General features: G+C 57.5%; 23 protein-coding genes. 9 read left to right on the forward strand and 14 right to left on the reverse strand.

Going from position 1 to position 26,522, the window contains the following annotated elements:
- Window positions 1-153 precede the first annotated feature (153 nt).
- Window positions 154-501 carry an Hpt domain-containing protein gene (locus Poly24_RS15320; protein ID WP_145097031.1) on the forward strand — a complete coding sequence of 116 codons (348 nt, stop codon included), beginning with the start codon at window positions 154-156 and terminating at the stop codon, window positions 499-501.
- Between the two features lie 74 nt (window positions 502-575).
- Here Poly24_RS15320 and Poly24_RS15325 read toward each other — a convergent pair whose 3' ends face one another.
- The 6 genes from Poly24_RS15325 to Poly24_RS15350 form a co-directional block, all read right to left on the reverse strand.
- Window positions 576-1,079 carry a phage holin family protein gene (locus tag Poly24_RS15325; protein WP_145097033.1) on the reverse strand — a complete coding sequence of 168 codons (504 nt, stop codon included), beginning with the start codon at window positions 1,077-1,079 and terminating at the stop codon, window positions 576-578.
- A gap of 89 nt (window positions 1,080-1,168) precedes the next feature.
- Window positions 1,169-1,399: a hypothetical protein gene (locus tag Poly24_RS15330; RefSeq protein ID WP_145097035.1), complete on the reverse strand. Its 231-nt coding sequence runs from the start codon at window positions 1,397-1,399 to the stop codon at window positions 1,169-1,171.
- Entirely contained in the window at window positions 1,396-1,815 is a 420-nt protein-coding gene (locus tag Poly24_RS15335; RefSeq protein WP_145097037.1) for a hypothetical protein, read from the reverse strand. The genes Poly24_RS15330 and Poly24_RS15335 overlap by 4 nt, the downstream gene beginning before the upstream one ends.
- 137 nt (window positions 1,816-1,952) lie before the next feature.
- On the reverse strand, window positions 1,953-2,390 hold the full coding sequence (locus tag Poly24_RS15340; RefSeq protein ID WP_145097039.1) for a CsbD family protein: 438 nt from the start codon (window positions 2,388-2,390) through the stop codon (window positions 1,953-1,955).
- Between the two features lie 336 nt (window positions 2,391-2,726).
- The gene (locus Poly24_RS15345) at window positions 2,727-3,305 is read right to left on the reverse strand and encodes a PRC-barrel domain-containing protein (protein WP_145097042.1); all 579 of its coding nucleotides are present in this window, start codon (window positions 3,303-3,305) and stop codon (window positions 2,727-2,729) included.
- Between the two features lie 113 nt (window positions 3,306-3,418).
- A complete protein-coding gene (locus Poly24_RS15350; protein WP_145097044.1) occupies window positions 3,419-3,625 on the reverse strand; it encodes a CsbD family protein in 207 nt (68 codons plus the stop codon).
- Between the two features lie 493 nt (window positions 3,626-4,118).
- Here Poly24_RS15350 and Poly24_RS15355 point away from each other — a divergent pair, with 493 nt between their 5' ends.
- The 3 genes from Poly24_RS15355 (at window position 4,119) to Poly24_RS15360 (ending at window position 6,323) form a co-directional block, all read left to right on the forward strand.
- Window positions 4,119-4,694, forward strand: coding sequence for a Dps family protein (locus tag Poly24_RS15355; protein ID WP_145097047.1), 576 nt, complete (start codon window positions 4,119-4,121; stop codon window positions 4,692-4,694).
- 49 nt (window positions 4,695-4,743) lie between these two features.
- The gene (locus Poly24_RS27095) at window positions 4,744-4,896 is read left to right on the forward strand and encodes a hypothetical protein (protein WP_197451931.1); all 153 of its coding nucleotides are present in this window, start codon (window positions 4,744-4,746) and stop codon (window positions 4,894-4,896) included.
- A gap of 137 nt (window positions 4,897-5,033) precedes the next feature.
- Window positions 5,034-6,323: a class II aldolase/adducin family protein gene (locus Poly24_RS15360; RefSeq protein ID WP_145097049.1), complete on the forward strand. Its 1,290-nt coding sequence runs from the start codon at window positions 5,034-5,036 to the stop codon at window positions 6,321-6,323.
- A gap of 49 nt (window positions 6,324-6,372) precedes the next feature.
- On the opposite strand, the gene Poly24_RS15365 is transcribed toward Poly24_RS15360, so the two are convergent.
- Window positions 6,373-7,530 carry a hypothetical protein gene (locus Poly24_RS15365; protein ID WP_145097051.1) on the reverse strand — a complete coding sequence of 386 codons (1,158 nt, stop codon included), beginning with the start codon at window positions 7,528-7,530 and terminating at the stop codon, window positions 6,373-6,375.
- 396 nt (window positions 7,531-7,926) lie between these two features.
- On the opposite strand from Poly24_RS15365, the gene Poly24_RS15370 reads away from it, so the two are divergent.
- Both Poly24_RS15370 and Poly24_RS15375 read left to right on the forward strand, forming a co-directional pair.
- Entirely contained in the window at window positions 7,927-8,877 is a 951-nt protein-coding gene (locus Poly24_RS15370; protein ID WP_231753162.1) for a ferredoxin--NADP reductase, read from the forward strand.
- 5 nt (window positions 8,878-8,882) lie between these two features.
- On the forward strand, window positions 8,883-9,197 hold the full coding sequence (locus Poly24_RS15375) for a hypothetical protein (RefSeq protein ID WP_145097056.1): 315 nt from the start codon (window positions 8,883-8,885) through the stop codon (window positions 9,195-9,197).
- A gap of 82 nt (window positions 9,198-9,279) precedes the next feature.
- Here Poly24_RS15375 and Poly24_RS15380 read toward each other — a convergent pair whose 3' ends face one another.
- From Poly24_RS15380 to Poly24_RS15390, 3 genes are all read right to left on the reverse strand, one after another.
- Window positions 9,280-10,851: a sulfatase family protein gene (locus Poly24_RS15380; RefSeq protein ID WP_145097058.1), complete on the reverse strand. Its 1,572-nt coding sequence runs from the start codon at window positions 10,849-10,851 to the stop codon at window positions 9,280-9,282.
- Between the two features lie 69 nt (window positions 10,852-10,920).
- Window positions 10,921-13,800, reverse strand: coding sequence for a c-type cytochrome domain-containing protein (locus Poly24_RS15385; protein ID WP_145097060.1), 2,880 nt, complete (start codon window positions 13,798-13,800; stop codon window positions 10,921-10,923).
- A 130-nt stretch (window positions 13,801-13,930) separates the two neighbouring features.
- Window positions 13,931-14,827 carry an alpha/beta hydrolase gene (locus Poly24_RS15390; protein WP_145097062.1) on the reverse strand — a complete coding sequence of 299 codons (897 nt, stop codon included), beginning with the start codon at window positions 14,825-14,827 and terminating at the stop codon, window positions 13,931-13,933.
- A gap of 533 nt (window positions 14,828-15,360) precedes the next feature.
- Between Poly24_RS15390 and Poly24_RS15395 the strand changes: the two genes are divergently transcribed.
- The gene (locus Poly24_RS15395) at window positions 15,361-16,572 is read left to right on the forward strand and encodes an HD domain-containing phosphohydrolase (protein WP_197451932.1); all 1,212 of its coding nucleotides are present in this window, start codon (window positions 15,361-15,363) and stop codon (window positions 16,570-16,572) included.
- 31 nt (window positions 16,573-16,603) lie between these two features.
- Here Poly24_RS15395 and Poly24_RS15400 read toward each other — a convergent pair whose 3' ends face one another.
- Window positions 16,604-18,769 (reverse strand): hypothetical protein, encoded by a 2,166-nt coding sequence (locus Poly24_RS15400; RefSeq protein ID WP_145097066.1) that lies wholly within the window; start codon window positions 18,767-18,769, stop codon window positions 16,604-16,606.
- A gap of 424 nt (window positions 18,770-19,193) precedes the next feature.
- Here Poly24_RS15400 and Poly24_RS15405 point away from each other — a divergent pair, with 424 nt between their 5' ends.
- Together Poly24_RS15405 and Poly24_RS15410 are read left to right on the forward strand one after the other, a co-directional pair.
- Window positions 19,194-19,820, forward strand: coding sequence for an FMN-dependent NADH-azoreductase (locus tag Poly24_RS15405; RefSeq protein WP_145097068.1), 627 nt, complete (start codon window positions 19,194-19,196; stop codon window positions 19,818-19,820).
- 108 nt (window positions 19,821-19,928) lie between these two features.
- Window positions 19,929-20,756: a triphosphoribosyl-dephospho-CoA synthase gene (locus Poly24_RS15410; RefSeq protein ID WP_197451933.1), complete on the forward strand. Its 828-nt coding sequence runs from the start codon at window positions 19,929-19,931 to the stop codon at window positions 20,754-20,756.
- Between the two features lie 117 nt (window positions 20,757-20,873).
- Here the strand turns inward: Poly24_RS15410 and Poly24_RS15415 are convergent, their stop codons facing one another.
- The 3 genes from Poly24_RS15415 to Poly24_RS15425 all read right to left on the reverse strand — a co-directional run bounded on the left by Poly24_RS15415 (window position 20,874) and on the right by Poly24_RS15425 (window position 26,273).
- On the reverse strand, window positions 20,874-23,957 hold the full coding sequence (locus Poly24_RS15415) for a valine--tRNA ligase (protein WP_145097073.1): 3,084 nt from the start codon (window positions 23,955-23,957) through the stop codon (window positions 20,874-20,876).
- Window positions 23,958-24,036: 79 nt separating this feature from the next.
- The gene (gene cimA / locus Poly24_RS15420) at window positions 24,037-25,617 is read right to left on the reverse strand and encodes a citramalate synthase (protein WP_145097076.1); all 1,581 of its coding nucleotides are present in this window, start codon (window positions 25,615-25,617) and stop codon (window positions 24,037-24,039) included.
- Window positions 25,618-25,958: 341 nt separating this feature from the next.
- Complete coding sequence (locus tag Poly24_RS15425) at window positions 25,959-26,273, reverse strand: hypothetical protein (RefSeq protein WP_145097079.1); 315 nt, start codon at window positions 26,271-26,273, stop codon at window positions 25,959-25,961.
- Between the last annotated feature and the right edge of the window lie 249 nt (window positions 26,274-26,522).

Consider the following 26,522-nt stretch of genomic DNA (forward strand, 5'->3'; position numbering starts at 1 on the left):
ATTTCGCGAGGGGCTTTTCTTGGTCCACGGGGATGTCGTTTTACGCGTGTTAATAGATTACGAACGGCTCACGATTGGCTTCTCTTACAGAGAAAAAGAATACAAATATTCCGCTCATCGACCTACTTTGTCGCCTGGAAACGTGAATTCATAATGAACGAAGAACATTCTCTACGCTTTGCCAACGCACTCAAACGGCTTTCCGGCGACGCAGAACTACTCACAGCGATGGCGTCGATCGTGTCGGACGACGCTCCCGAGATCGTGACCGAATTGGAAACGCAACTGCAAGCCGGCGACACCACCGCTATTGTTGCGGCAGCACACAAGCTGAAAGGCATGTGCAGCACATTCGAAGAGGGACATCCTGTATCGCTGCTGGAGGATGTCATTCACTCGGCTCGCGGCGGGGCGGTCGATGAGGCGCGGATCACCTACTCCCGCTGCGCCCCAGAGATTCACGAATTGCTGCAAGAGATTGCGAACCTGCGCGACGGATAACCGCAGCTTCGCTACGGCAGAACGCAGTTCAGTGCGGGCCACCACCGTCGATTTGGGGCGAACGCGATTCGCAATTAGCGACTGCTAAAGCGTGAGTTCGACTCGGGAGATCGTTCCGAATCCGCCGCAGCGGATTGTGAGCTACTCGACGCAAACGATTCGGCTCGCAGTTGGTTTCTAGCGGAGGTCTCTGGATTGATCAGCACCGCCTTCAACCATTTCAGATTCTCGACGAATTCCGACTTCGTTTCATGCATCGCCGCGGAGGCCTCCGATGTCGCCCGCATCGCACTCATCAATAGTCCGGCGACGATCAACAACATGACGCCGGACACGGTAACCAGCGACGCGCCGATCGTCCAACCGGCCCAATCGTGCAGTAGAAATCCGCCACCGATCATCAAAGTCGTCACTGCGGATCCCCCCAAAGCAAGGGCTACCGCGTGGAAAATCATCGCGCGTGTTGCTTTCCGTTTGGCTTCTTGACTGTCGACCGACAGCAGTTGCAGTTGCAACTCACATAAGTCCAGCACGTCGCGAGCGACGCGGCTGATTCCCGAGGGACGGTTGGTAGTCATCGTAGAGATTCGCTTTGCGTGTAAATGGGAAAGAAAAGCATGCGGCAGGCGCTGTCTCGCAGCACCGCCGACAGCAGCCACTCCTACCGTTAACCGGAACGCTTCGCCCAGCATCCAACGGCAAGCCCTAGAGCGACAGCGACAGTCACGGACAGCAATGGATACTGCCCGACGGCGGCCGAGGCGCGTTGATGGATCGTCGGCGAAGAGTCTTCAAGCAACCCCTCTTCGGCCAGCGATTGGTATGCAATCTGCCAGGCTTGGTCCCGCGAGGGACGATCTGCGGTGTTTTGAAATCGGTTGTTTGCTGGTGCAATCATGATGTCACGTTATCGGAGAAGGGTGGATTGGTGTGCCCGGTGTGAAATACGCTCGCCCGTGTCATCAGCGTCTGCGACAACTGCCGCGTCGCCATAGAAACACCCGACCGGATGGCAAGCGTGATCAAGCCGCCAGCGATGCCTCCCATTAACGACTTCTTAGGAACCTCGGCTTGCCGTGGCTCCGCAGAGCTGAAGGTCCGACCGACACTTTTCGCCGGCACGACCAGATAGCCCACCAGCGACGCCGCAGCCAAAAGAGGCCAGGGGTTTTTACGCATGTGGTATCGCCAGTCGACGAGATCTTGGGCTTGGGAACGGGCCGCATCGACATCGCGCGGCAACGCAGTTCGAATCACCTGCATCTGATGACGTATCGCTTCGGACTGTTTTCGGGTCGCAAGTGTGTTGGCCACGTGATCGGATCCTAATTCCATGAATTGGGAGGTGTTAGAAAAACAAAGGCCGTCGACGCGGATGCCGCTTCGCTAGGTGCGTCGCTGGCTTAAGCAACGCAACCTGCGGCGGCAACGTCAACGGCGTTCGATGTCGCTTAGCGTCGCCCCTTGAAGAAGAACAGCGCTCCAGCGGCAATGCCCAGCCCAAACGCGATCGCTAGCGATTCGGTAGGGCGGGTGCGAACCGTGTGCGCCAAGCGATCGCCGTACTCTCCGCTCGTTTCGGCAGCGCGTCGATACTGATCTTTCACGTATTCACCGGCCTCCGTCGCGTACTGTCCCGCAACTTCGGCATACTGCTGAGCGGTCTCCGCCACCTTCTCGCCGATCCGATCGCTTTCGTGAATCGCATTGGAAAGGAATGCCTCGACTTCACGTCGCGTGGCCCCTGTCTTTTGTTGCACAACGCCCACCAGTTGTTCGGCCGAACCTCGTCCGCGGCTCAAATCATCGTCAGTCAACTGTCCCCAATGCTCTTGCAGACGACCTTTGACCTCGTTCCATTGACCCTTCAGTTCTTCGCGTGTAATCATCTTTCTAACTCCATTAAATGGTGTGGACGGTTTTGTTTCGCGGTCAGCCCTTGGCGTGCTGCTGGACCGAGCCAACGTAGATGCACTTGCCGTGCCAAACCCTCGAATTGACCTTAACCGGCGTCTGCAACCGCTTGGTGTGGCCCCCGTTCCGCCGCGCTGCGCGGCAACCGATCAATAAAGTCCCCGCTCTTCACCGGAATTCCGTTTCCGATGCGATCAGCGCATAAAAAAACGCGAGCCGGCCAAATGCCGCGCTCGCGTTTCGTAATCCATGGGGTGTCGCAGCCGAGAGAGGTTGCTGCGACGACGAGTCGATCGATACTCCGTCTACGATTATTCGTCGCGATCGCGGCGGACGTCGACATCGACCCCATTGCGATCGACATTCACATCGACCCCACCGGTACGAGTTCGGTCGCGCCGGTTCGTTTCATAGCGTTTCTCCAGATCGCGTGTGAAGTTCTTGTCGGCAAAGTTAGGCCAGTGGTATTGATCGAAACCCACCGCACCTTCCATTTGCTTCTGAGTCACGTTCAGGATGAAGACCAGGTCACCTCTGTCTCCAGGATCGTCGGGGTTGCGTTTCACCTGTAGCGCGTCAAACGGAACGGCGAACAGCTTGTCTCCCAATCCCAAGAACCCGCCGTAAGTGACGGCTGCGTATTTGATCTTGCCCGTCGCTGCATCGATCACGACATCGTTGATCTCTCCAACGCCTTCGCCACGATCATTTTGAATGTCCATGCCAATCAGTTGGCTGACACGGACATTGGTCCCGGTCAGTCGTTCATCCAATTGGCCGATGCGTTTCGCTTGGGTTGCGTTGTCGTCTGCCGAGGCAACGGGGAGACCCGTGCCCAGCGTAAGAGCGCCTGCGGCTGCGATGCCAGCTAAGAATTTCGTAGTTTTCATCGTTCAATTCCTGTTGTTTCTATTGGATTCGTTAAAACACTGCGTTCGATTTGGAAACCACGGCGGTCGGATCCCGCGGTGGTTGATTGCGTGATTGAAGTGACGCCGACGGCCTAGCAGTTGCAAGAGCTTTCAAACTCGCGAACCTGCTTTTCCGCTTCGTCTTTGGCCACTCCGTAGCGTTCTTGCACGGCTCCGACCAATTGTTCACGCTTTCCTTCGATTCGGTCCAGATCGTCATCTGTCAAATCGCCCCACTTCTGTTGCGCTTTGCCTTTGACCTGTTTCCACTTGCCTTCGATTTGATCCCAGTTCATCACTTGCTCCTTGTTGGAAAGTTGAGTCGCACAAACAACCGCGCCATGGCGAAACCAGGTTTCTCCCAAGCACGGAGATGGTTGTTGAGGATGCTGTGTCGCATCGCTCCATGCAGCTTCAATGCATTGGGCGTGCCAAAGCCGGTGGCCATACGAAAACCTTCGCGACGCGACTATAAAAGTTGACGTAGTGGCCTAAGCAAACACAGAGTTTCGGCTTGCCGTCACTTCATTCAACGCAACCACTCCCCCCCCGAACTCAGACGGTGTCGGGCATTCCGATCGCCAAGATCTTCCAGGCACTGATCGATCATCGATCACACCGGATCCCACGCCAACACCTCCACACGGAATGAGTGCATTCACGATCATTGGCCCGATCTTTGCATTCCCTTCCTGCCAACGATCGGTGTCCTGCTGGGTTAGGCACCGCTCGCGAGGAACCGATCTCCCAAACAGATCTCCCGCGACTTTCAACCATTGAAGAGGCAAATCCATGTCATCCACATCCGAATCGATCGATGTCACACCCAAACTAAGTCACGTGGAAACCGAGCTACGGCAAAACCAGGAACTGATCGATATACCCATCGGCCTCGACCGAGCCGACCGCGAGAAGACGGTTTACCAATTGAACCAGTTGTTAGCCGACAGCATCATGTTGAAAGACATGTACAAGAAGCATCACTGGCAGGTCGCCGGGCCCACCTTCTACCAGATCCATTTGATGCTGGATAAGCACTACGCTGAACAAGTTGAGATCGTCGACACGATCGCCGAGCGGATCCAATTGCTTGGCGGAGCAGCACGCGGCATGCCTGCCGACGTCGCCGAGAAGACGCAGATCCCCAATCCGCCTCGCGGCCGTGAACTGTTGACCGATCAATTGACCCGACTTTTGCAAGCCCACGAAGTGATCTGCACGTACGCTCGATTTATCGCCCAAGCGATCGGGAAGCGTGGAGACCTCGGATCCGAGGACATGGTCGTCGGCGACGTTTTACGTGTCAACGAATTTCAAGCCTGGTTTATCGCCGAACATCTCGCGCCGATCCCACTTGAAAACGAATAGTCCAAACGACATGCGACTTTACACTCAACACCAACTCGGGAGAAAGACAATGAGCGATTCAATTCACGAAACAAAGCGGAAACCGGAGAACCATCCGATCGACAAGAAGGAACCTGGCTTCGCCTTCTTGCTACCGGCAATCACCTTCATGGTCGTGTTAGTCCTCGGCGTATTGGTCTTGGCCCTGTTCCGCGCGTGGTAGCCGCTGGCTTGGTCACGGGAATCGGACCGCGGGACCGAGCCGGTTCACGGTAGGGCGTCCGCGCGCGGCCACCTGCTGGTGAATTCACGCTATGATGGGGGACCCTCTACTCATCAGAACCCCGGCGGACGCACCCCATGGCCAATAAACGCCCCTTGATCCATCCACGCGATGAAATCATGAACACGATGGATCGGATCTATCGTTATCGGATGACGACAACTTCCGGCGGCAACCTTTCGATCCGTGACGACGCAGGAGATATTTGGATCTCGCCTGCACGGATCGACAAAGGCAACCTGACCCGCAATGACATCGCGTGTGTCCGAACCGATGGCAGCGTCGAGGGTCCCCACCCTCCGTCGTCGGAATTCCCTTTCCATAAAGCGATTTACCAAGCGCGTCCCGACATCCGCGCGATCGTTCACGCGCATCCCGTCGCCTTGGTGGCCTTCAGCATGTGCCGCCAAACGCCCAATACGCGGCTGTTTCATCAAGCCCATTCGGTCTGCGGTCGCGTTGGGTTTGCCCCGTACGCCCTTCCCGGCAGCGAGCGTTTAGGGGAAAGCATCGCGGCGACATTTGCCGATGGCTGCGACAGTGTGATCCTTGAAAACCACGGCGTCGTGGTCGGTGGAGAGGCGTTGTCCCACGCCTTCGAACGTTTTGAGGCATTTGAATTTGCTGGCAAAACGTTGATCAAAGCGAGTCAATTGGGCGAGGTTCGCTACCTGACCGATCCCCAGCTAGACCAAGCCGCCAATCGCAGCGTCGACTATCAATCGTTCGAACCACCCGCGGCAACTCCCGTCGAACAGGAGTTGCGACGTCAGTTGTGCAGTTTTGTCCGACGCGGCTGCCGGCAACGCTTGCTGATTAGCACCGAGGGAAGTTTTTCGGCGCGTGTCGACGGCGATGCGTTTTTGATCACTCCAACGCAGCGCGATCGCGAATCCTTGCAAGTGGAAGACCTCGTTTTGGTCGACGGTTCGCGACGCGAAGCGGGCAAACGGGCAAGCCGTGCCGCGGCGGCCCACCAAGCGATCTACCAACGCCACCCCCACGTGCAAGCGATCGTGTTCGCCCACCCTGTCAACGCAACCGCATTCAGTGTGACCGAATCCCCGTTGGATGTCCGAACGATCCCTGAAAGCTATGTCTTCCTGAGAGACGTGGGGCGCGTCGCCTACGGAATCCAATATCAAACCGACGGGCGGATCGCCGAAGCTATTTCGGCGCACTCCCCTGCGGCAATCTTAGAAAACGATGGCGTGCTGGTCACCGGCGGCAGCGTCCTGGACACCTTTGACCGCCTGGAAGTGCTCGAATCGACCGCCGAAGCGGTGATCAACGCGAACGCGATCGGAAAGGTCTCGGCCATGCCCGACCAAGTGATCGAAGAACTGCGGACTGCATTTAATCTGTAGCTTCGCCGCCCACGCTCGCTGCGACGACCGCTTTCCAATTTAGCGGTCTTTAAAATCCCCCGGGCATCGCGGGGGCCACGCCAAATTGCTTTAACATCGGGCCCATTTGCAAGACGACTTGGAAGATCACGGCGTCAAACGCCTGCTGATCCTGCGCGGCCATCAGCCCGTCGAGCACCGTGCTCAATTGCATCGCTTTCTCATCAAATCCCTCTCCCATGAACGACTCGATCTGGCCGCCCGTGGCTTGAAGATTCGAACTCCAGTCAGCCGAAATCGCATCAGAAATCCAACGCGTTTCGACCCGCGACCATTGGCTGGTTTCTCCCGCTGCCGAATCGGTAACCGTGCCGTGTTCGTCGTCGGTCTGTTCGATCTGCATTTGATCGATGTTGGGTACCGGTCCCCCCAACGCCTTGCTCATCTCAGCGAGGTTCCGCAACGGACCGCTAAGTTCCGGCGAGACAGTCGCAAGCAAAGATGCCATTTCGGTACTCGCGACCGATGCGTGCGACAACTGCCCTCGCTCTAAGATGGCGACCATTTGATCCACCAACGGCGAAAGCCCCGCGCGAATGGAATCCTTCGTCGGTCCGGGGAACGACGCCAGCATCGAACTGCCCATCAACAGTCCTTCCTTTTGCTGAAGGGTCAAAAACAATTTGTTCAACAAACCGATCCGCGCATCCCATGTTGACGCCGGGATCTTCCCGGTCAGCTCCGAACGCAATTGGTCGATGTCGCTTTGGTAACTGGCCGGCAGCGCATCCCAATAGGCACGGATGAGTCCGCTGGCCGATTGGTTCAACAAATGGGTGACCGTCTGCTTCAGATCCATCGCGTCGGACATCGGTTGGTAATCTACCATCGCAGGAAGGGATGCCGCGTCGCCGGAAGCCACATCCGCGGTCGTGTCGGGAACCGCCGCCGCGGTCGCCTGCTGCCGCAGCGCTTTCACCCGCTGCGCCCGCCGCGCTTCGACCTCTTGGTTCAACTTCTCCAATCGAATCCGACTCTCGGCCTGCATGTTCAACAACGTGATCGCGGCCCGCTTCCCATCGGCCCGTTCAAAGATCGCCGCGTTGCCCCACATTCCGCGGAACACCGCATCAAATTGCTGTCCGTTCAACGTCGTCCAAGTTTCGGCCTGCGCCGTCACACCGCTTATAACCAATAGTGCAATCAACGCACATCGTCGGAAGATCATGCTTGGTTCTCAAATATCAATTTTCATAGAGGTTGTCACAACGCCAACACGCGGCACAATCCGACCGGCGACCAAATGACTTAACGGACAACAATCATCCACCATTTGCAGACAGATTGCCACAGCGGAATACACCACGCCCGAATCGCCCACGCCTTCGAAATCGCAACCGCCGCGAGATGACAATTTTAATCCGACTCGTCTCACGGATCACCGCACCCGATGGCGATTGGATGGGTATTGTAGGATAATGTGCAGCGAACGGTGTTGTCCATTTTTGCATCATCGGGGTATGCAAACGGCATCGAAAAATTGTCCGCGGCGGCGTTCCGATGCCGTGGTGCAATGTCGAACACACAGCACGTGACGACAGGCAACCGAAAGGGGATCCGAAGCGTGAATAAAACCGTCGAACTACCACCCACGGAAATCGAAGTCGAAGAACTCCGGCAGACGTCGTACAACGCGACGCTCATCCAACGGATCGACATTCACGAGGAACTGGCTTTGTTTCGGATCCAGCCCGATTCGGCAGTTGTTCCGTTTCAACCGGGGCAGTACCTGACATTGGGGCTGGGTTATTGGGAATCGCGGGTGTCGAATTCCCAAGCGGAAGTGCTGGAACCGAAACAATGGCGGAAGGTGGTCAAACGCGCCTACTCGATCTCCTGCCCGATGCTCGACAGCATGGAACAATTGGCACCGTGCAGCCAATTAGACTACTACGAGTTTTACGTCACCTTGGTCCGCCGCGCCGAACACCCGCCAGCACTCACTCCGCGGCTGTTCCAGATGCAAGAAGGGGACCGCATTTTTGCGGCCCCACGGATCGTGGGCACCTACGTGCTCGATGGCGTCGGCCCCGATGACGATGTGGTCTTTTTTGCAACCGGGACGGGTGAAGCACCTCACAATGCCATGTCCGCCGAACTGCTGCACCGCGGGCATCGTGGACGGATCGTTTCGGCGACCTGCGTTCGACTGCGACGCGACTTGGGTTACCTGGCCGCCCAAACACGATTGACCGTCAAATATCCGAACTACGTCTACCTGCACTTTACGACACGTGAAGCCGAAAACACCAACCCTGGGTTCCACGGGTTTGTTGGCAAACAGCATCTTCAACAAGTGGTCGAATCGGGACTCTTCGAAGCGGCCGCGGGACTCAAGCTGGATCCCAAACGAACCCACATCTTCTTATGTGGCAATCCCGCGATGATCGGCTACCAACCTCCTGGCGCTCCGCCGTTGACGTCGCCAGGAATGTTGCAGATCCTGCGGCAACGGGGCTTCCATGATCATGGCAGCGATGGTCCAGGACAGATTCGATTTGAAAAGTATTGGTAGCCGCGATGAACCCCGATTCTGAACGAACGAACGAAACGGCTGCTCAAGCTGCTCCGCCAAGGTTTCAAATCAGTCTGTCGACGATGCTGCTGATAACCGTGGTTTTCAGCGTCATGTCGGCGGGCTTGTTTCACGCTTCACGGATCCCCGCGATCAATGCCGAACTGGCATCGATGAGCCAACGCGCCGGCAGCGGCAAAAGCTCCGACCGATCGTTGCAAATCGTCTTCATCATGTTCACCTATTCCATGCCGTTGTTGATGGCAGGCTTGTTGGCCAGCATGTCAACAATATGGAAATGGTGGCACAGGAATCGTTAATTCGATCCTGTGCCCAACACTCCGGCGTTCACACGACAAGCGGGCGCGCCGTGCCACGCTGAGTCGCGACAAATCACAAGCCTTAGGGAGCCTTCTTCAACAGCCGCTGCCGGTTGGTCGTTGGTTTCTTCTTCATCCGCGCCGCCGGATCGTCATCGACCTCTTGGTAGAGCGTTCGCAAGCGGTTCAGTTCGGCGAGCATTTCCGCCTGCACCGCTGCATATTCCGGCTTGCCATAGACGCTCTGCAATTCATTTGGATCCTTCTGCAGGTCGAACAATTCCCAATCGTCGATCGCCGCCCCTTGGTACGCGTAGAAGTGAATCAATTTGAATCGTCCGTTCGTCACGCCATAGTGTCGCGCGACGTTGTGGGCCCCAGGGTTTTCGTAGTAGTGGTAATAGAAAGATTCCCGCCAGTCGTCAGGCGTCTCCGCCTGCAACAGCGGACGCAGGCTACGGCCCTGCATGTCCGCGGGAATCGCAACGCCCGCGACATCCAAGAAGGTTTCGGCGAAATCGAGGTTCGAAACGATGTCGTCGTTGGTCGTCCTCGCTTTCACGTGACCGGGCCAGCGGACCAAAAGCGGCGTTTTCAACGATTCCTCATACATCCATCGCTTGTCATACCAACCGTGCTCGCCAAGATACCAGCCTTGGTCGGACGAATAGATCACGATCGTGTTGTCGGCCAGTCCGGCCGCGTCCAAGTAATCGAGCACCTCTCCGACGCCATCGTCGACACTTTTCACGCATCGCAGATAATCTTTGACATACCGCTGATACTTCCAACGCACCAATTCCTCGGGCGACATCGAATCGCGTGCCTTCTTAAACGCTTCGTTTTTGGGCCCATATGCCGCATCCCAAACTTTGCGTTGTTCAGGATTCATCGTCCCATAGCCCGACAGCTTGAGATCGTTGTCGTTTAAATGCTCCTTAATCGTCATCGTCTGGCGACTGGCCGAAGGTGTTCGCCCGGCGTAATCGTCCCACAACGTTTCGGGTTCGGGAATCGTGACATCATCCAACCAATTCAAATATTTCGGAGCCGGCATCCAATTCCGATGCGGTGCCTTGTGTTGGTACATCAACATGAAAGGCTTGTCGGGATCGCGTGCCTCTTTTAACCAAGTGAGTGTCTTGTCCGTGATGATCTCGGTGGTGTATCCGGTGTGCCGCCGCGTGATCGGTTGATCGTTCTCCCCCGCGGTCAGCATGGGCGGATTGTAATAAGGGCCTTGCCCTTTGAGCACGTCGTAATAGTCGAAGCCTTGCGGCGTCGATTCCAAGTGCCACTTCCCGACGATCGCGGTTTGATAACCCGCCTTCCGCAACATTTTTGGAAACGTCGGTTGATCGCCGTTGAAGGCAAATCCGTTCTGCAAGAACCCGTTGATATGGCTGTATTTGCCCGTTTGAATCACCGCCCGACTGGGACCACAAATCGAATTCGTCACATAGCAGCGATCAAACCGCATCCCTTCGTTAGCGATCCGATCCAGGTTCGGCGTGCTGATCCGCGAGGGATCGTAGGCGCTGAGCGCTTGTTCGCAGTGATCGTCGGTGAAGATAAACAGGATGTTGGGTCGATCAGCTGCGGTGGCGATCGCCGTCAGGCACAACGTCAAACACAACGCATGGATTCGTCGCATGGAAAGATCTCTTGGATAAGGGGGGAGGTTTGAAACAGGGGCGACCTACGCAAAACCCACGATCGGATATCAATCGCGGACCTTCAACAGGATGGGCCAGGTCGTGGGGTTGCCTTTGACCGTTGCACGGAGATGGAATAAGCGATCGGTTTCGGTGAGCCATGGGGCCGCAGTGATGAAGAACTCACGTTCGGTCTGCCCTACGGGGATCATCAGTCCATTAAGTCCGAGGTTGTCGACGTAGACGCCGTGAGGCAAGTTGCGACCCGAATCGACGTTGCCAAAACGGATCACGCCCTTGAAGTCGCCACGTTCGGCGACGACCCGCGCCGTCCGCGTCTCCCCCGGCCGGATCACGATTTCAAACGGTTGCTGAGCGTTCCGTCGAATCGTTTTATCGTCGCGGGTTTCGTCGTCTTGCCGTCCCTGACCAGAATCGGCATCGTCCGGCGAATCCGCAAACCACGCTACCGGCGCGTTGAAATCGACAGGCATCAAATGGACAATTAGAGCGTCGTCCGTGGCGATTTCCAATTTCCCCAGCTCACCGACCGGAACGCGGATCTGCTTGTTAAGGATCGTCGCGGTGGCGAACAGCTGGACCGGTTCCTGATCCGCCGACGGAGCATGCACCGTCGGGAGCGCCGTGATCGTGCCGACCGCTTCGGATTGTCCCGCCTGAATCGACAATGGCGTCGACGCGACAAATCCTTCGGGTAGGTTCTCGATCCCGATTTGGATCGGCCCGTCAAAGCCGTCGTGCCGGGTCGCGCGGACCACAAATTCGCCGCCAGCCCCGGGACGGATCTTCAAATCTTTGGAAATGATCGAGACTTCAAACCTCGGATCGGGATGGCGGATCGTCAGGTCATAGCGAAAGTCATCGCCACCGAACCCACGGGAATCGCGAACGCGAATCAAGTACTCACCATCGGTCGGCGCCGTAAAGTCGAGGCGTGAATCGGTGCCATGGCGGCGCTGCGGATCATCATCGTTCTCGTAGTTGACCGTGAAGACGGGCAGGCCGTTGGGCAACGGTTTTGCGTGCGGTGGCAGCGGACGAACAATGTAGGCCGGTTCCCCCAATGCATGCGATATCGCCGTGGTACCAAAATAGGTCCTGCGATCTCCAAACCCAGGATAGACTTCAAACCCCGAATCGGGACCACGTGGATACAACCACAACCGAACAACCTCCCCATTGCTGTAAAGGTATTCGTTCAACTCCATCTCTTGCCAATTATGGACCCGAAAATCACCGGTTTGCGTGCTGTTTTTGCCACGGAAGGTGAAGTAGCTGTCGCGGACGGCTTGCAATTGCATGCGTGGCACCGGATCGCCGATGACGTCCAAGACATCGACCCGCGAATCCAGTGGCGACTTCTGATCGGCGGCCGATATTTCGATCTGCACCATCTGTCCCGCCAACGCCTGAATCCTGAACAGATCCGATTCGCCAGCGCCATCCTCGGTCAACCGAATCACCCCCGAAGTTTTCGATGGCCACGAAATCGCTTGCGCGCGCTTGGGCGAATCGTTGGGTTCGACCTCTGTCAACGGCGTCGGTGGCGAAGTCACGGGCTGGGCGTCAACGCCTGCCGGCGGCACGGGATCCTTCACCGCCGCATCGTCCTGCGACAGGTCGTCGGGAAGCGTGAAGCGATGCAACCGACCGTCGGGAGTCGACGCCAGCAGAACTTTGCCTTGATCGATGAACTCCAGCCCCGACGCGGGCAATTGCAGCGTCGGAAATTGGTGCAGCAACCGGCAATCGGCGCGATCCCAAATCTTGACCGAACCATCTTCGGCAGCGGTCCCCAACAGGTCACCCGCCGGGTTGATCGCCAGCGCGACGATCGGCCGCTCGTGGGCGAAGCGAGCGATCGTCAACGGGCTGACCTTCGCTTCGGTCGGGCTGGCCAATTCCCAAACTCGAATCCGATTGTCCGCGCCCGCCCCGATCACCTGCTTGCCGTCCTTAGAAAAGCGGACGCAGTACTGCTCGGCCAAAGGCTGCCCCAGCGTGTCGAGCCGCTCCCCCGAGGCGACGTTCCATAGCTTGATCGTCTCGTCACCACTCGCAGTCGCCAACACCTGCCCCGAAGGATCGAAGCGAACCCCATGGATCGGACCGTTGTGTCCGTCGAGCGTCTTCGTCGGCTTGTCGCTGTCGCGATTCCAGATCCGCACGATTCGGTCGTAACCGCCCGCCGCAATCGTTTGGTTGTCGTGGGTGATATCGACGGCATAGATCGAGTCGCTGGGTGTTTGCCAGCGGTTGACGAACTGCGATTGCGCGAGGTCCCACAGTCCGACCTGCCCTGCCACACCGGTAACCCCGCCGGCGACAAGCAGATATTTTTCATCGTGCGAAAAGCGGACCGCATTGACCTTTCCCGGCAGCCCTTCGATCTGGCGGATCACTTGTTCGGTATTGGCATCGACCAAGTCGACGCGGCCAAATTTTGCCAACGCCAACAGATTTTTCCCCGCGGCAAAATCGAGGCTATCGATCCGTTGATCGCTTCCGGCGACGGCGTCGACCTTCGGAAACATCGATGCCATCGGTTCGGTCCCTGCCGGCTTGGCCCCCGGTGGCTTGGCCCCTTCGGCGATCCACAGTTCGATGATTTCGATCTCGGCTTCGGAAGGTTGTGGTTCGGAGGCCGGCGGCATCCGTGGTTCGGTTGTGCCGCGCATCAAGGCCAACAATTGGCTCGCATCGGGATCTTCCCCCACCAAGAACGGCGCATCGCCGACAACGGCTGGAAAGTGATCCCAGTCGTCCAATCGGACTTCGCCCGAGGCATCGCTTTCATTGTGACAGCCGACGCAGTAGCTGTTCAGAATCGGAACCACTTCAGCGTTGAAATCGATTGCGTCATCGGCACGCGCCGCGACACCCGACATCAACCAACCAAGGATCACAGCGGAAACAACCGGTCTCATCTTTCCAAAGCTCCTGCGCGGCAGCGCGCATTGGCGGGGGGAGGTCCACAGCGGGCATTCGCTGCGAAATAGGAGGGGGCAGGCGTGGCCGGCACGAGGCCGACCACAAAATCATCGGAACGCGAACGCGTTAGGGCAGCAGCCCCATCGAAACCATCCAAGCTTGGCAACGTTGCGGCCATTGTGAAACCGGGTTCTCCGAAGGACGCATACCATATCCGTGCCCTCCTTTATGGTAAACGTGCAATTCGCAAGGGACCTTGTTCTGCTTCATCGCGATCAATAACAGCGCCGCGCCGATCGCACGATCGGAATCGTCGTAGGTGATCGCGGTGAAGGTCGGGGGCGTTTCGGAATCGACAGCGACCAAAGGATCCAGCTGCGTCTTGTTTTGAGTGTCGACCAAATAGGCCGGATAGATCGGGATGAGAAAGTCGGGGCGGGCACTCAATTTGTCCGCTTCGTCGACCGGATCGTAGGTCGCGTCGCGGAAGTGGGTTCCTGCCATCACGGCCAGATGTCCGCCCGCGGAAAAGCCGAGCATGCCGATCCGATCGGGATTGATTTTCCACTCACTGGCGTGGGACCGAACCAAACGGACCGCCCGTTGCGCGTCTTTTAATGGGATCGCATGGGGTGCGTCGGGATCGCGTCGCGGAACGCGGTACTTCAACAACACGGCCGAGACACCAATCGAATTCAGCCACTCGCAGATCTCAGTCCCTTCGTGGTTGTAGGCCAAGATGTTGTAACCGCCCCCGGGACAGACGATCACGGCGGTTCCGGTGGAGACTGGTTCGGCGGCCGGATAGAAAGTCAGGATCGGTGTTGCGATATCGGTCAACCGAATGACCGGATTGGTTTCCTGAGGCCGATCGGGCAATTGCCGTTCGGGACCGATCGGGGTCGTTTCGCCGGGAGCTTGTTCGGGCCACAGACGCAGCGTCGTCAGGTCTTCGGCAGCGCCCTCCAATCCACTACTACAAATCATGACAAGACACCCGACAAGCGAGACCATAAACTTCATTGCGGCAAACTCCAGTTAACGATTGAGATCAGGGATTGGCGGCTGCCCCGCGGGGGCGGTGTATCGATGGGAGATCGGAGCCATCTAGCCACCGCTCGGCGGCCGATTCGCGACCGCGCAAAGTGCAGCGTGAGAAACGATTCGCCCTGTTTTTTAACTATCGTAACCGATCCGGCCAGCGCCGTGGCAGCGAATTTGTGATCTCACAGTTCAAATCGTCCGCAAGCAACGCAGGCTGCATGAGGGAGCATCCGCTGCGGTCAGGGAAACTCCGCATGTGCCTAATCGCTCATCCATCTCAGCCACCCTTCGGTCGGCGAGGACTATCGGTCACAAGGCGTGCGGAAAATCACGGTCGGTGCCGCTGACAACATTCGGCAGAACGAATGCAACCGGCACGACTGGCGCAAGCACCCCGCTTGCCAATGTTGTCTTGGGATGAAACGCCGACTTTCAGGCAACAGGCTGCGTTTGTAACCAACAATTGTTCAGGCAACGATAGATCTTGTATCTCTCCGTACAGTTTGACATTCATGAGCACGGCAACCCTTTCTCCGCAACGACCGACCGCCGCCCCCGCGTTGAATCCAACCAACGCAGGGCGCCCCACTGGCAATCCCGGCGCGAACGCCCAAGCGCGTTCGCCGCGGATCATGATCGTGGACGATGTCGAAGTGAATATCCTGACGGTCCAAGGGTATCTAAAGAAGGTCGGTTATCGCGACTTCGTCACCACCAGCAATCCGCACGACGCGCTGAAACTGATCCACGAAGCGAATCCCGACGTGTTACTGTTGGACATTCAAATGCCCGAGATCAGCGGACTGGATATCCTTCGCGTGATGGGAGCGGATCCGGTCCTGCAACACTTGCCGGTCCTTGTATTGACCGCCGACCAAGACCCTGTGACCAAGCAACGGGCGCTCGATTTGGGAGCGAACGACTTCCTGCAGAAACCGATCGATCCCCATGATCTGGTTCCGCGGGTTCGCAATGCATTGGTGCTCAAAGCCCATCACGATCAATTGTCCCGACAGGCAACTTGGTTGGAACAACAGGTCAAAGCGCGAACCGCCGCCCTTTTGGCATCGCAACAACAATTGATCCTCAGTCTGGCACGAGCTGCCGAACATCGCGACAACGACACAGCAAACCATGTGATTCGCGTCGGCCGATATGCCGGTGTGATCGCAAGAAAATTGGGCTACTTAAACAAACGTATTCCGATGTTGGAACTGGCGGCTCAGCTGCACGATGTCGGCAAGATCGGAATCCCCGACGCCATCCTCTTGAAACCAGGAGCGTTAGAGCCCGACGAATACGAACTGATGAAGAATCACTGCACGTTTGGCCGCAAGATCATTGCGCCGATCTCGGGCAAGGATTTGGAAGTTCTGCGAACCCACGCCACGCTTGGCAATCAGATCCTCAAAGACCCTTGTTCACCGCTGTTGAAACTGGCGGCGAAGATTGCCCAGTGCCATCACGAACGCTGGGATGGCAAAGGCTATCCACTGGGCCTCGCCGGGGAAGATATCCCGATCGAAGCCCGCATCGTTTCGATCGCCGATGTGTACGACGCACTTTCCAGCAAACGGCCCTATAAGGAACCGTTTCCGCGTCAAAAGTGCTTCGACATCATTCGCGAAGGCCGCGGCACGCAATTCGACCCGCAATTGGTCGACGCGTTTTTCAGCTGCTCCGAAGAGATCATTCAGATCCAACTGGAACTGATGGACGACTGATCGCGCGTCACGAAAACTTCAACACGGCGTTCTATTCAGCGCCGGGTACCCACAACTTGCTCCCTTCACCAGGAGTTTGTGGTGGCGTGGGACTGTCGGGAGTCCAGAGTCCCGATCCACCGGAAGCTGCTGGCGATGGTTCGTTCCCCAAGCCCATCGGTGCCGCTTGCTGTGGTGCATGACGCGGCGATCCATCGGGATTGATCACACCCAGTTCCACCAGCAATTGTTGCAACTGGCCCATCACGTTGGCATCGTTGCTGAAGTCGCGGATGATCTCTTGAACGGTCGTCTGGAAACCTTCGCCGTCTCCAGATTGCACGCGTCGCAAGCATTCGTTCAACAACATCGGGGCGTGCGAAACGCTATTCGCCTTGGCCCATGCTTTCGCTTCCGCCAACAGCTCGAGCGCCTTCGATTCGTCGCTTGTCGAATCGATCCACGCGATGTAGGCGTGCGGTTTGATTCGGACTTCGTCTTCGCCCAAATCGATCGCCAACAAACGCTCGGCGGTGGCGCGAAGGACGGGAGTGCAACGGAAGTTTCGGGCCCGATCCAAGAGGATAAACAACGGTTGTTTCGAAGCCGATTCAACGTTCACGCGGTACAACGCGTCGACAGGTAGCGTATAGACTTGATCGTCGCTTTCGATATCGATCGGCGGCAATGCAGAAACCTTCAGCGCGGTCCTCAGTTGATCCAGCACGGCGGGATCATCGTACATCACATCGTACGATTCGATCACGCGGGCGAGGGCTGTGCGTTGCAAGGCGTAAGCGGGATCGTCGAGCGTTTCACCAGCCGTCTTGCCGCCAAACAATGGCAACGGGGTCGCCAACACGCGGCCCACGAACTCGCGATTGTTGACAATCGTTTGCAGCTTCCGCGCTTCGGCCTGCGTTCCACCGACACGCATGATCGGCATATTGACGCTGGCGGCGCTCATCAATGGAATCGTCTCTTCGGAAACTTTTGGTTCCCCCGAAACGCCACTCAAGCTGGTGAAGAACTTCATCGCTTCGTCCAGCTCGATCCCACACACGCTCAACAGCTCCAACCGCGCGGCGCGATCGGTCTGTTTGCCGAACAGCAAAGCGTTTGTCAGCACCAACGGTGCCACATCGGGCTCGGGCAGCTTCTCGGTATCGTTCAGCTCGCGGTCCATCAACTGGAACCCCGAACGTGGCGGCACCTCATTTTCATCGGTGTTGCCAGCCATTCGAATCACGTCGGCGGGCAATTGCACCACGTGGCTGCTGGCCATCAACTCCTGTTCCAGCATCGCCAGGTCTTCGATATCCCAGGTGTAGTTGTTACACGGGGTGCAGATTTCGGGCTGGTCGGGAGCCAACAGCAACGACAACGCCAGGTCGCGTGCCCGTTGATCGGCATCGATCGTTTCGATATCGCTCAATTTGCGCAAGATGCTCGATTGCCGCTTTGCATCGCCACGCCAAATGGCACAGACCAACAGCCCACGCAAGACGCCTTCTTCTTGCGGGTTGCTGCGAGCCAGCGATTCAAACTTGGATTCAGCCAACAGGATCTGATTGGCGCGCAACAAGACCGACGCTTCGTCGTAACGTTCTCGCACGGCAGGCGCTGTCGGTTTGACTTCCAACGTCGGCACGTCTTTCAGCATGTTGCTGATTTCGCGCGACCGATTGACTTGCTCAACCGCCATCATCGCCAGTCGTTCGTTTTCATATCCTTGGGCGGTCAGTGCCAATCCGGCAAAGCAGCGCGACGACAGCAAGTTGCCCGCTTGAGCGAACGACAGCGACAACACCGAAGCGACGTCCAACACAAACGTGTCGACGCCGGCGGACGATTCGGCCAACGCTTGCAACAACGAATCGGCAGCCGCTTGCGTTTCACCACGAACACCCCGGTAGGCGGCTTGTTGGGTGAGTGCCAACGGATTGCTTGGTTGCAAGCGAATAAAGCGCTCCGCGTTTTCGGCCAACGCTTCGTCTTCCTTCAGTTCCAACAGCAAACGACCACGAATCGCCAGACACCAAGCCGCGTCGGGGTGCTCTTCGAGCACCTGGTTCAAGCGATCCAAGGCGGCGACCATCTGGCCACCACTCATCATCTTCAGCACCCGTTCCATCTCGTGGATCGAGTCTTTGCATTTACAAAACTTAATCTTCTTGCCACTGCCACATGGGCAAACGCTGTATTGGTCGACAGACATGGGCGTGGAAGCCTCCGGTGCTGATGTACGGCTTGGCCGAAAGCCAAAGCGGGGTTGGGCCAGGTTCGAACCTGGGAATTGAATGATTGGGGGCGGCCGATCCGTCGCGTCCTTTCGCAGGACGACAGCGGACAAGCCTGAGGGCAATATGTTAACAAAGTTCACTCGGCCTGACGACGGGAGAGTCTACCGCCGTCGGGAGGTTCCAAAATCGCGAGCACTTCCGCCAACAAAGCATCCGCGGCGTCCGGCGGCGGATACGAATCGGCCGCTGGCAAAGGCGGTCAGCCAAGCCCCCCACCGGTCTGACTATGTTTCGAAAATCTCGCCCGTCGCCCGAAAGGCAAGCTGCCCGAAGCGCATACGAAGCGATATAACGATGGCATCACTTTGCATCCGCAATCCGTCATCAAGGAGAGCCAGCGTGTCCAAACTGCTTTATATCGAATCGTCACCGCGCAAGTCGCGTTCGAAATCGATCAACGTCGCCCAGGCGTTTATCGAACAATATCAAGCAAGCCATCCTGGCGACGAAGTGGTGACGATCGATCTCTGGCAGAAATCGCTGCCCGAATTCGATGGCTACACCATCGACGCGAAATACCAAGTGCTGAATGGCCAGGGTCACGATGCCGAACAAGCCACCGCCTGGAAGACCGTTGTCGATGTGATTGACGAATTCAAGGCGGCCGATAAGTATGTGTTCAGCCTTCCGATGTGGAACTTTGGCATCCCGTACAAGCTGAAGCATTACATCGACGTGATCGCGCAACCCGGCCAAACCTTCAGCTATTCACCCGATACCGGATACACCGGCTTGGTGACCGGCAAACCGGTCGCCGTCGTTTACGCGCGCGGCGGTTCCTACGGCAGCGATCAAACTAAAGGCTTGGATTTTCAAACCTCCTACATGGAACTGTTGCTAGGCTTTATCGGCTTCACCGACATCCATTCGGTGATCGTCGAACCGACCCTTGCGTCGCCCGAAGACGTCGCCGAAAGCGAAGCCGCGGCAATTCAACAGGCCCAACAATTGGCAACCAAGTTTTAGTCGCACGGTTCGCCGACAACACCCGACGAGGATGGATCGATTTCGCGTCCTAACAATTCGCCTCACGTTGAAGCGTCCGCCAACGCTTTGCTTGGGCTTGGCCAGGCGGTGCAGTGCGCCTGCACCTTGGAGGCAACAGCGCCGAAGGCGGGGAATGTCTATCCAGGGCAGGAGTTCGACGATTTGGGCGTCACCGATTTCTTAGCCGCCGCGTCGGTCTGCGGCACCACGTTGGATCGCGCGGCCGAGCACAGCATCGGCGAATTGATACTGCAATGCGTTCAGCAAAGCCGCGCCGTGACCCGTTCCAACGCCAACTTGGGAATCGTGTTATTGATGGCGCCGTTAGCCAAAGCAGCTGCCGCCATCGAACCGGTTCGCGACGCGACCGCCCTTCGCTGCCAATTGCAGCAACAACTGGAAGCGCTAACGCCCGAAGATGGCCGCTTGGTTTTCGAAGCGATCCGCATCGCCGCCGCCGGAGGATTGGGAGACGCGAATTCACAGGACGTACGCACGACACAAAAGAATGTCGACCTGATGGAAGCGATGCGAACCGGCCAGGACCGCGACAAGATTGCCGAACAATACAGCACGGGATTTCAGTTCTTGTTCGAAACCGTCGTCCCTTGTTTGCGGAACGCCATCGAAGACGAAGGGGATCGTTTACGAGGCATCACGCGCGGCCAGATCGAGCTGTTGGCTGGCCACGTCGACACGCTGATCCAGCGAAAATGTGGCGCGGCCACCGCAAAAGAAGCGATGCGGCGGGCGAGGACGGTCAACGAAGCCCACGGCTGGCGAGCCGAATCGCCAGACTGGATCGAATTCAACCAATGGCTTCGCAGCGATGGAAACCGACGCAATCCAGGTACCACGGCCGACCTGATCGCCGCCGGGCTGTTCGTGCTGATCTACAGCGGCATTTCGAAATAGCTAATGTGCAGGAACGTTCCGGAAAGGCCCCGCCAACCGATAGCCCGTTCACCGTGAAGGCTGCTTCCAACAACCTTCACGGAAAAATGGACCCTAAACGTCCGACGCCGATGGCGACTAAGCCTTGCGGGCCCGTAGGTCTTTGATCGCCTGTTCGACAGCGGTTCGCTGCTGCTTCAGTTCGCCCAAGCTTTGGCGTTCCTTCTGCACGACTTCCGCCGGCGCCCGATCGACAAAACTCTCGTTGGCCAACTTGTTCTGCTTGCCCGAGATCTGTTTGACCAGGTTCTCCAAAAGCTTGCCGTTGCGTTCCAGCTCCGCATCGACGTCGATGAACTTCTCCAAATCGACGAAGAGATCGATATCGATCTGCGGCAACGCGACGTGTGCCGAAGTCGTTGGCGCGGTCACGTCGGGACCAAACGCTGTCGCTTCGGCATGCGCCAGCGCGGTGAAGTAGGCAGTCATCGGTTCCAGCAATTCAGCGGTCGCCGGCGTGCAGCGGATCGCAAACGGAACCGTATCCCGCGTGATTCCCTGGCGGCTGCGAATCTCGCGAATCGCGCCCAAAGCCGCCTGGAAGGTGGCGAAACGTTCTTCGATCACGGTGTCGATGTGCGACGCGTCGGCCACTGGCCACTGCGTCAACATCAACCATTGGTCAGCCGGCTTAGGATCGGCGAGACCACGGGTCGGCGCGATCTGCCCCAGGTGTTGCCAGATCGATTCGGTCACGAATGGCATGATCGGATGCAGCAACCGCAACAAGGTGTCCAAGGTGTGGGCAAGCACTTGCTTGGTCGGGCCCGCTTGCGCCGGATCGCTCAACCGTGGCTTGGCCATTTCAACATAAAAGCTGCAGAATTCGTCCCAGGCAAAATCATACAACGCCCGCGCCGCGTCGGCGTAGCGGTAGCTGTCGAACGCCTCGGTCACCTGGCCCGTAACGGTCGCCAGGCGGCTGAGAATCCAACGGTCTTCGGTCTCCAACGACTGCACGTCCAACGGCGTCGTCGGCGTCTCTTCCAGGTTCAACATCGCAAACCGGGCCGCGTTCCACAGCTTGTTTGTGAAGTTCCGCGCTTGTTCAAATCGCTCGCTGACGACCGCCGCTTTGGGAAGCGCGGTGTCCGCTTCGGATTCCGCCCACTGCGTCGAGAACTCTTCGTTGCAGTGCTTGCACGCGATCCGTGGCATCTGCCGATTCTTCTTCGTCTGGTCGATCAGCTTCTCGCAGTGCGGGCATTCGAACTGAACCGGCATCCGCACGTCCTGCGTTTCGGCGGCGATCCAAGCCAGGCCAAACCGCAGCGAATCGGGACCAAATTTATCGATCACGTCGTTGGGGTCGACCCCGTTGCCCTTCGATTTGGACATCGTTTCGCCGTTGCCATCCATGATTTTCGGATGGATGAAGACTTCGCGGAACGGCACTTCGCCAACGTTATTCAGTCCCATCAGAACCATCCGGGCCACCCACAGTGTGATGATGTCGCGGCTGGTGATCAGAGTGCTGGTCGGATAGAAGTACTTCAACTCTTCGGTTTGTTCGGGCCAACCGAGCGTCGAATGCGGCCACAGGGCACTGCTGAACCAAGTATCCAATACGTCGGGGTCTTGAACCAGCCCCAGTGCTTCCACCTGTTGTTCCAGTGCGGCGTCTTCGGCTTGGATGCACGCGTGGACCGAATGGTCTTCCGCGGTTTGATGGACCAGCTTTCCATCGCTGGCCGTCGCGATGGCGTTCAGTTTCTCGGACAGCGCTGCCGCGTCGGATGCCGATGCGCAAACCGACGACCAGATCGGAATCCGATGGCCCCACCAGAGTTGCCGACTGACAGGCCAGTCCCGTTTTTCACCCAACCAATCGAGATAGCCCTTGCGGTATCGCGGCGGGAAGATCTGGACGCGTTCATCCGAGACGGCGTCCATCGCCGATTGCGCCAACGTGTCCATCTTCACGAACCATTGATCGGCGAGATAGGGTTCGATCGCTGTCTTGCTGCGATCGCTCAGGCCCATCTCGATCTCGCGGTCTTCGATCTTCACCATCAACCCCGCCTCTTCCAAATCGGAGACGATTTTGGTGCGTGCTTGCTTGATCGAAAGCCCTTCGTACGGCCCGGCTTCGGCATTCATCGTGCCATCGGGATTCAGGATGTTGATCATCGGCAACTCTTGCCGTTGGCCCACTTCGTAATCGTTCGGGTCGTGCGCGGGGGTGATCTTCACGCACCCGCTGCCCAGTTCGGGCTTAGCCCAAACGTCGGCAACCAACGGGATTTCGCGTCCCAACAGCGGCAAGCGCAGCTTACGGCCGGCCAGCGCCATGTCGCGCAATTGGATCAACAACGGCAGATGCGATTTGCGACGTTTGTCGAGCGTTTTTAATTGCGTTTCGATTTCTGGGCGTTCTTTTTCACTCGCGGCCTCCAGCTTCTGCCGCAGCTCCGCTTCAACCTTGTCCAATTGATGTTCGGGATCGGGATGGACCGCGACCGCCGTATCTCCCAGCATCGTCTCGGGACGTGTCGTGGCGATCGTGACCGTTGTCGGTTCGCCCGGTTGCGGGTCGATGACCGGGTATTGGTAATGCCAGAAATGTCCTTGCTTGGTTTCGTGGAAGACTTCGTCGTCGCTGACGGCTGTCTGCAGGAAGGTGTCCCAGTTGACCAGTTTCTTGCCACGATAGATGAACTGTTTTCCAAACAGATCGAAGAACGTGGCTCGCACCGCCGCGGCGCAGGTTTCGTCCAGTGTGAAGCGAGTGCGTCGCCAATCACAACTGCAGCCCATGCGTTTCAGCTGGCCCAAAATCCGCGTTTCATATTGGTCTTTCCACTTCCAAATCCTTTCGACCAAGGCCTCGCGCCCCAGATCGTGACGGGTTTTGTCCTCCAGTTCTTTCAACCGCCGCTCGACGACCGCTTGCGTCGCGATACCCGCATGATCGGTCCCTGGCATCCAGAGCGCCGCGTAGCCTTGCATCCGACGCATCCGAACCAACACATCCTGCAAGGTGTTGTTCAACCCGTGCCCCAAGTGCAACGCACCGGTCACGTTGGGAGGGGGAATCACGATCGCAAACGGTTTCTTGTTCGGATCGGGATCGGCGTTGAAGCAGCCGGCTTGTTGCCACGCGTCGTAAATCGTTTGACAAGCTTCGGTGTGGTCAAAACGGTTTGGCAGCTCGTGCGTCATTGTTCTGAATGGGGATAGTTGGACTTGGAAATGAAAATTCGGATCAATCAACCGACAGAGTGATTTGCATCGAACGCAGCTACTTGGCTGCGTCGTCAGCCATGTGCAGTTTGTATTCGACGGCGTCGACGAGGGCCAACCAACTGGCTTCGATTAGGTTTTCGCTCACCCCAATCGTCCCCCAGCGGTTCTTGCCGTCGCTGCTTTCAATATTCACACGGATATGCGCCGCGGTCCCTTCGTCGCAATTGACGACGCGCACTTTGTAGTCGACCAGGTGCATCTCATCGAGCGTCGGGTAATCGACCTGCAACGCCTTTCGCAAGGCGGTGTCCATCGCGTTGATCGGACCATGCCCCTCGGCGGCTTCGAATCGGACATCCTCACCCACCGACAGCTTGATGATCGCTTCGGCAAACGCGACGTGCGAGAGGGCATCGCGATCCCCCGCGACACAGCGATACTTGATTGGTTGAAAGTGGGCGCGGTACTGGTCGGCGCAACGCTTGACCAACAGGTCGAACGAACCGTCGGCCGTCTCGAACTGGTAGCCAAGATTCTCCAAGCGAACAACTTCGGCCAAGATCTTGTCCATCAATTCGCGATCGGCTTCGATCTTGTGCTTGCTGGTCAACGCCGCGATGTTGCTGCGGCCGCTGAGCTCGCTGACCAAAATTCGTCGCTCATTGCCGACCGACTCTGGATCGATATGTTCGTAAGTGTGCGTCGCCTTGGCGATCGCGTGAACGTGCATTCCGCCTTTGTGAGCGAACGCGCTTTGGCCGACAAAGGGCTGATTGTTGCGGAGCTGCATGTTGGCGGTTTCATAAACGAAACGGCTCAGTTCGGTCAGGTGCTGCATCTGATCGCCTCCCAACACTTCGAAACCGCGTTTCAATTGCAGGTTGGCCATCACAGAAATCAGGTCGGCGTTGCCACAGCGTTCACCGATACCATTGATCGTTCCTTGAACTTGGTTGGCACCGGCATCGACCGCAACCAGCGAGTTGGCTACGGCGAGGTCGCAGTCGTTGTGACAATGGATGCCGATTTGAACGTCGTATTGTTTGACGGCGTCGATCGCTGCGGTCACGATCTCGCGGATCTCTTCGGGCATCGTGCCGCCATTGGTATCGCACAAGATGATCCATCCGGCACCGGCCGAAGCGGCCGCTTGAATTGTCTTTGCGGCATAGGCGGGATTCGACTTCCAGCCGTCGAAGAAATGTTCGGCGTCGTAGATCACGTCGCCACACTTCTTTAGGAAGGCCGCGCTATCGCCGATCATCTCCAAATTCTCTTCGAGAGAAACGTTCAGCACCTTGGTGGCGTGGAAGTCCGAGGTCTTGCCAACGAACGTGTAGACGGGCGTCTGCGCTTTGGCCAACGCAACCATCCCTGGATCGTCGGCCGCTTGAATGCCGCGGCGACGTGTCATTCCAAAGGCGCAGACCTTTGATGCCCCAAGATCCAGCTTCCGGACCTGCTCGAAAAAGGCGACATCCTTCTCGTTGGACAGCGGATAGCCCCCTTCAATATATTCCACGCCCAACTCGGCCAATCGCTGCGCAATTTGCAATTTGTCCTGTAGGGAGAAGCTAACGCCCTCGCCCTGCGTGCCATCACGCAGCGTGGTGTCGTAGATTTTGATCGGTCGCATGGAAATCGGGTGGCTGGAAGGTGGTCGGTAGATAACAAAAAAACCCCAAAGGCCGGAAGCCTTAGGGGTTTGTTAACGTTTGCACTAAAACACAATCCCACTCGGCTCGGCGTCATGTCGACGGAGCGATAATAATGACAGCGACGTCAATAATCGAAGTGGTTTGCATCATAGAGGTGTCTACGGAATCTGAGCCGTGAACCGGAAGGTTAGCGTCGATCGCGGCAAGTGTCAATGGGATCGGCTCCCGCGGACGGCTTCCCCGCCTCGAGAAGAGGCCCGTCGTCCGTGGGCTGGACCATCAAAAGGGAGAAAGCCGCGGAACAAACCGCCCCCACGTGCTAGCAGCCGCGTTGCACGGTGACGGGAGTGGAAGGGACGTCGTTGAGGCTGCTGATCGGCAGCTGGCTGGTCCGTTGGCCGTCGGTCCCATAGAAGTAGATCGCCCGGGTTTTCATGTCGCACACCGCGGTCAGTTTGACGCTACGCGGGCCATGCAAGCAGAAGTAGAGGCCGCAAGGGGTGCCTCCTTTGGCGATCACCCGTTGGGTGATCGGGAACGCGCCGGGTTCCAGTTGGCCGAGTTCGCTGAGGGTGTTCTGCACCAGGGTGCGGAGGCGGGAAATGTCGATCTGTGCTATGGGATTCGCAATCATCGTCGCGTTGTCACTCCATTGATGCCGGCATAGTTACGATGGTTCATTTGCCCAGCGATTTGCGGGGTCGGAATCATTCCGACCACCGGCTCGGGCAAAGTGTCTATCGTCCCAGGCCGGCAAAAATCTTCGGCTGGCAGATGGCGGAATCGATCGAGAAGCAATTCGCCGCCCCGATCCTTCGGGTATTACCGGTTGCGCAAAGTGGCGAAGAATTGTTGCACGCCACAGTCCCCTCCAAGGGGGCAA

Source organism: Rosistilla carotiformis (assembly GCF_007753095.1).
Classification (GTDB): Bacteria; Planctomycetota; Planctomycetia; order Pirellulales; family Pirellulaceae; genus Rosistilla; species Rosistilla carotiformis.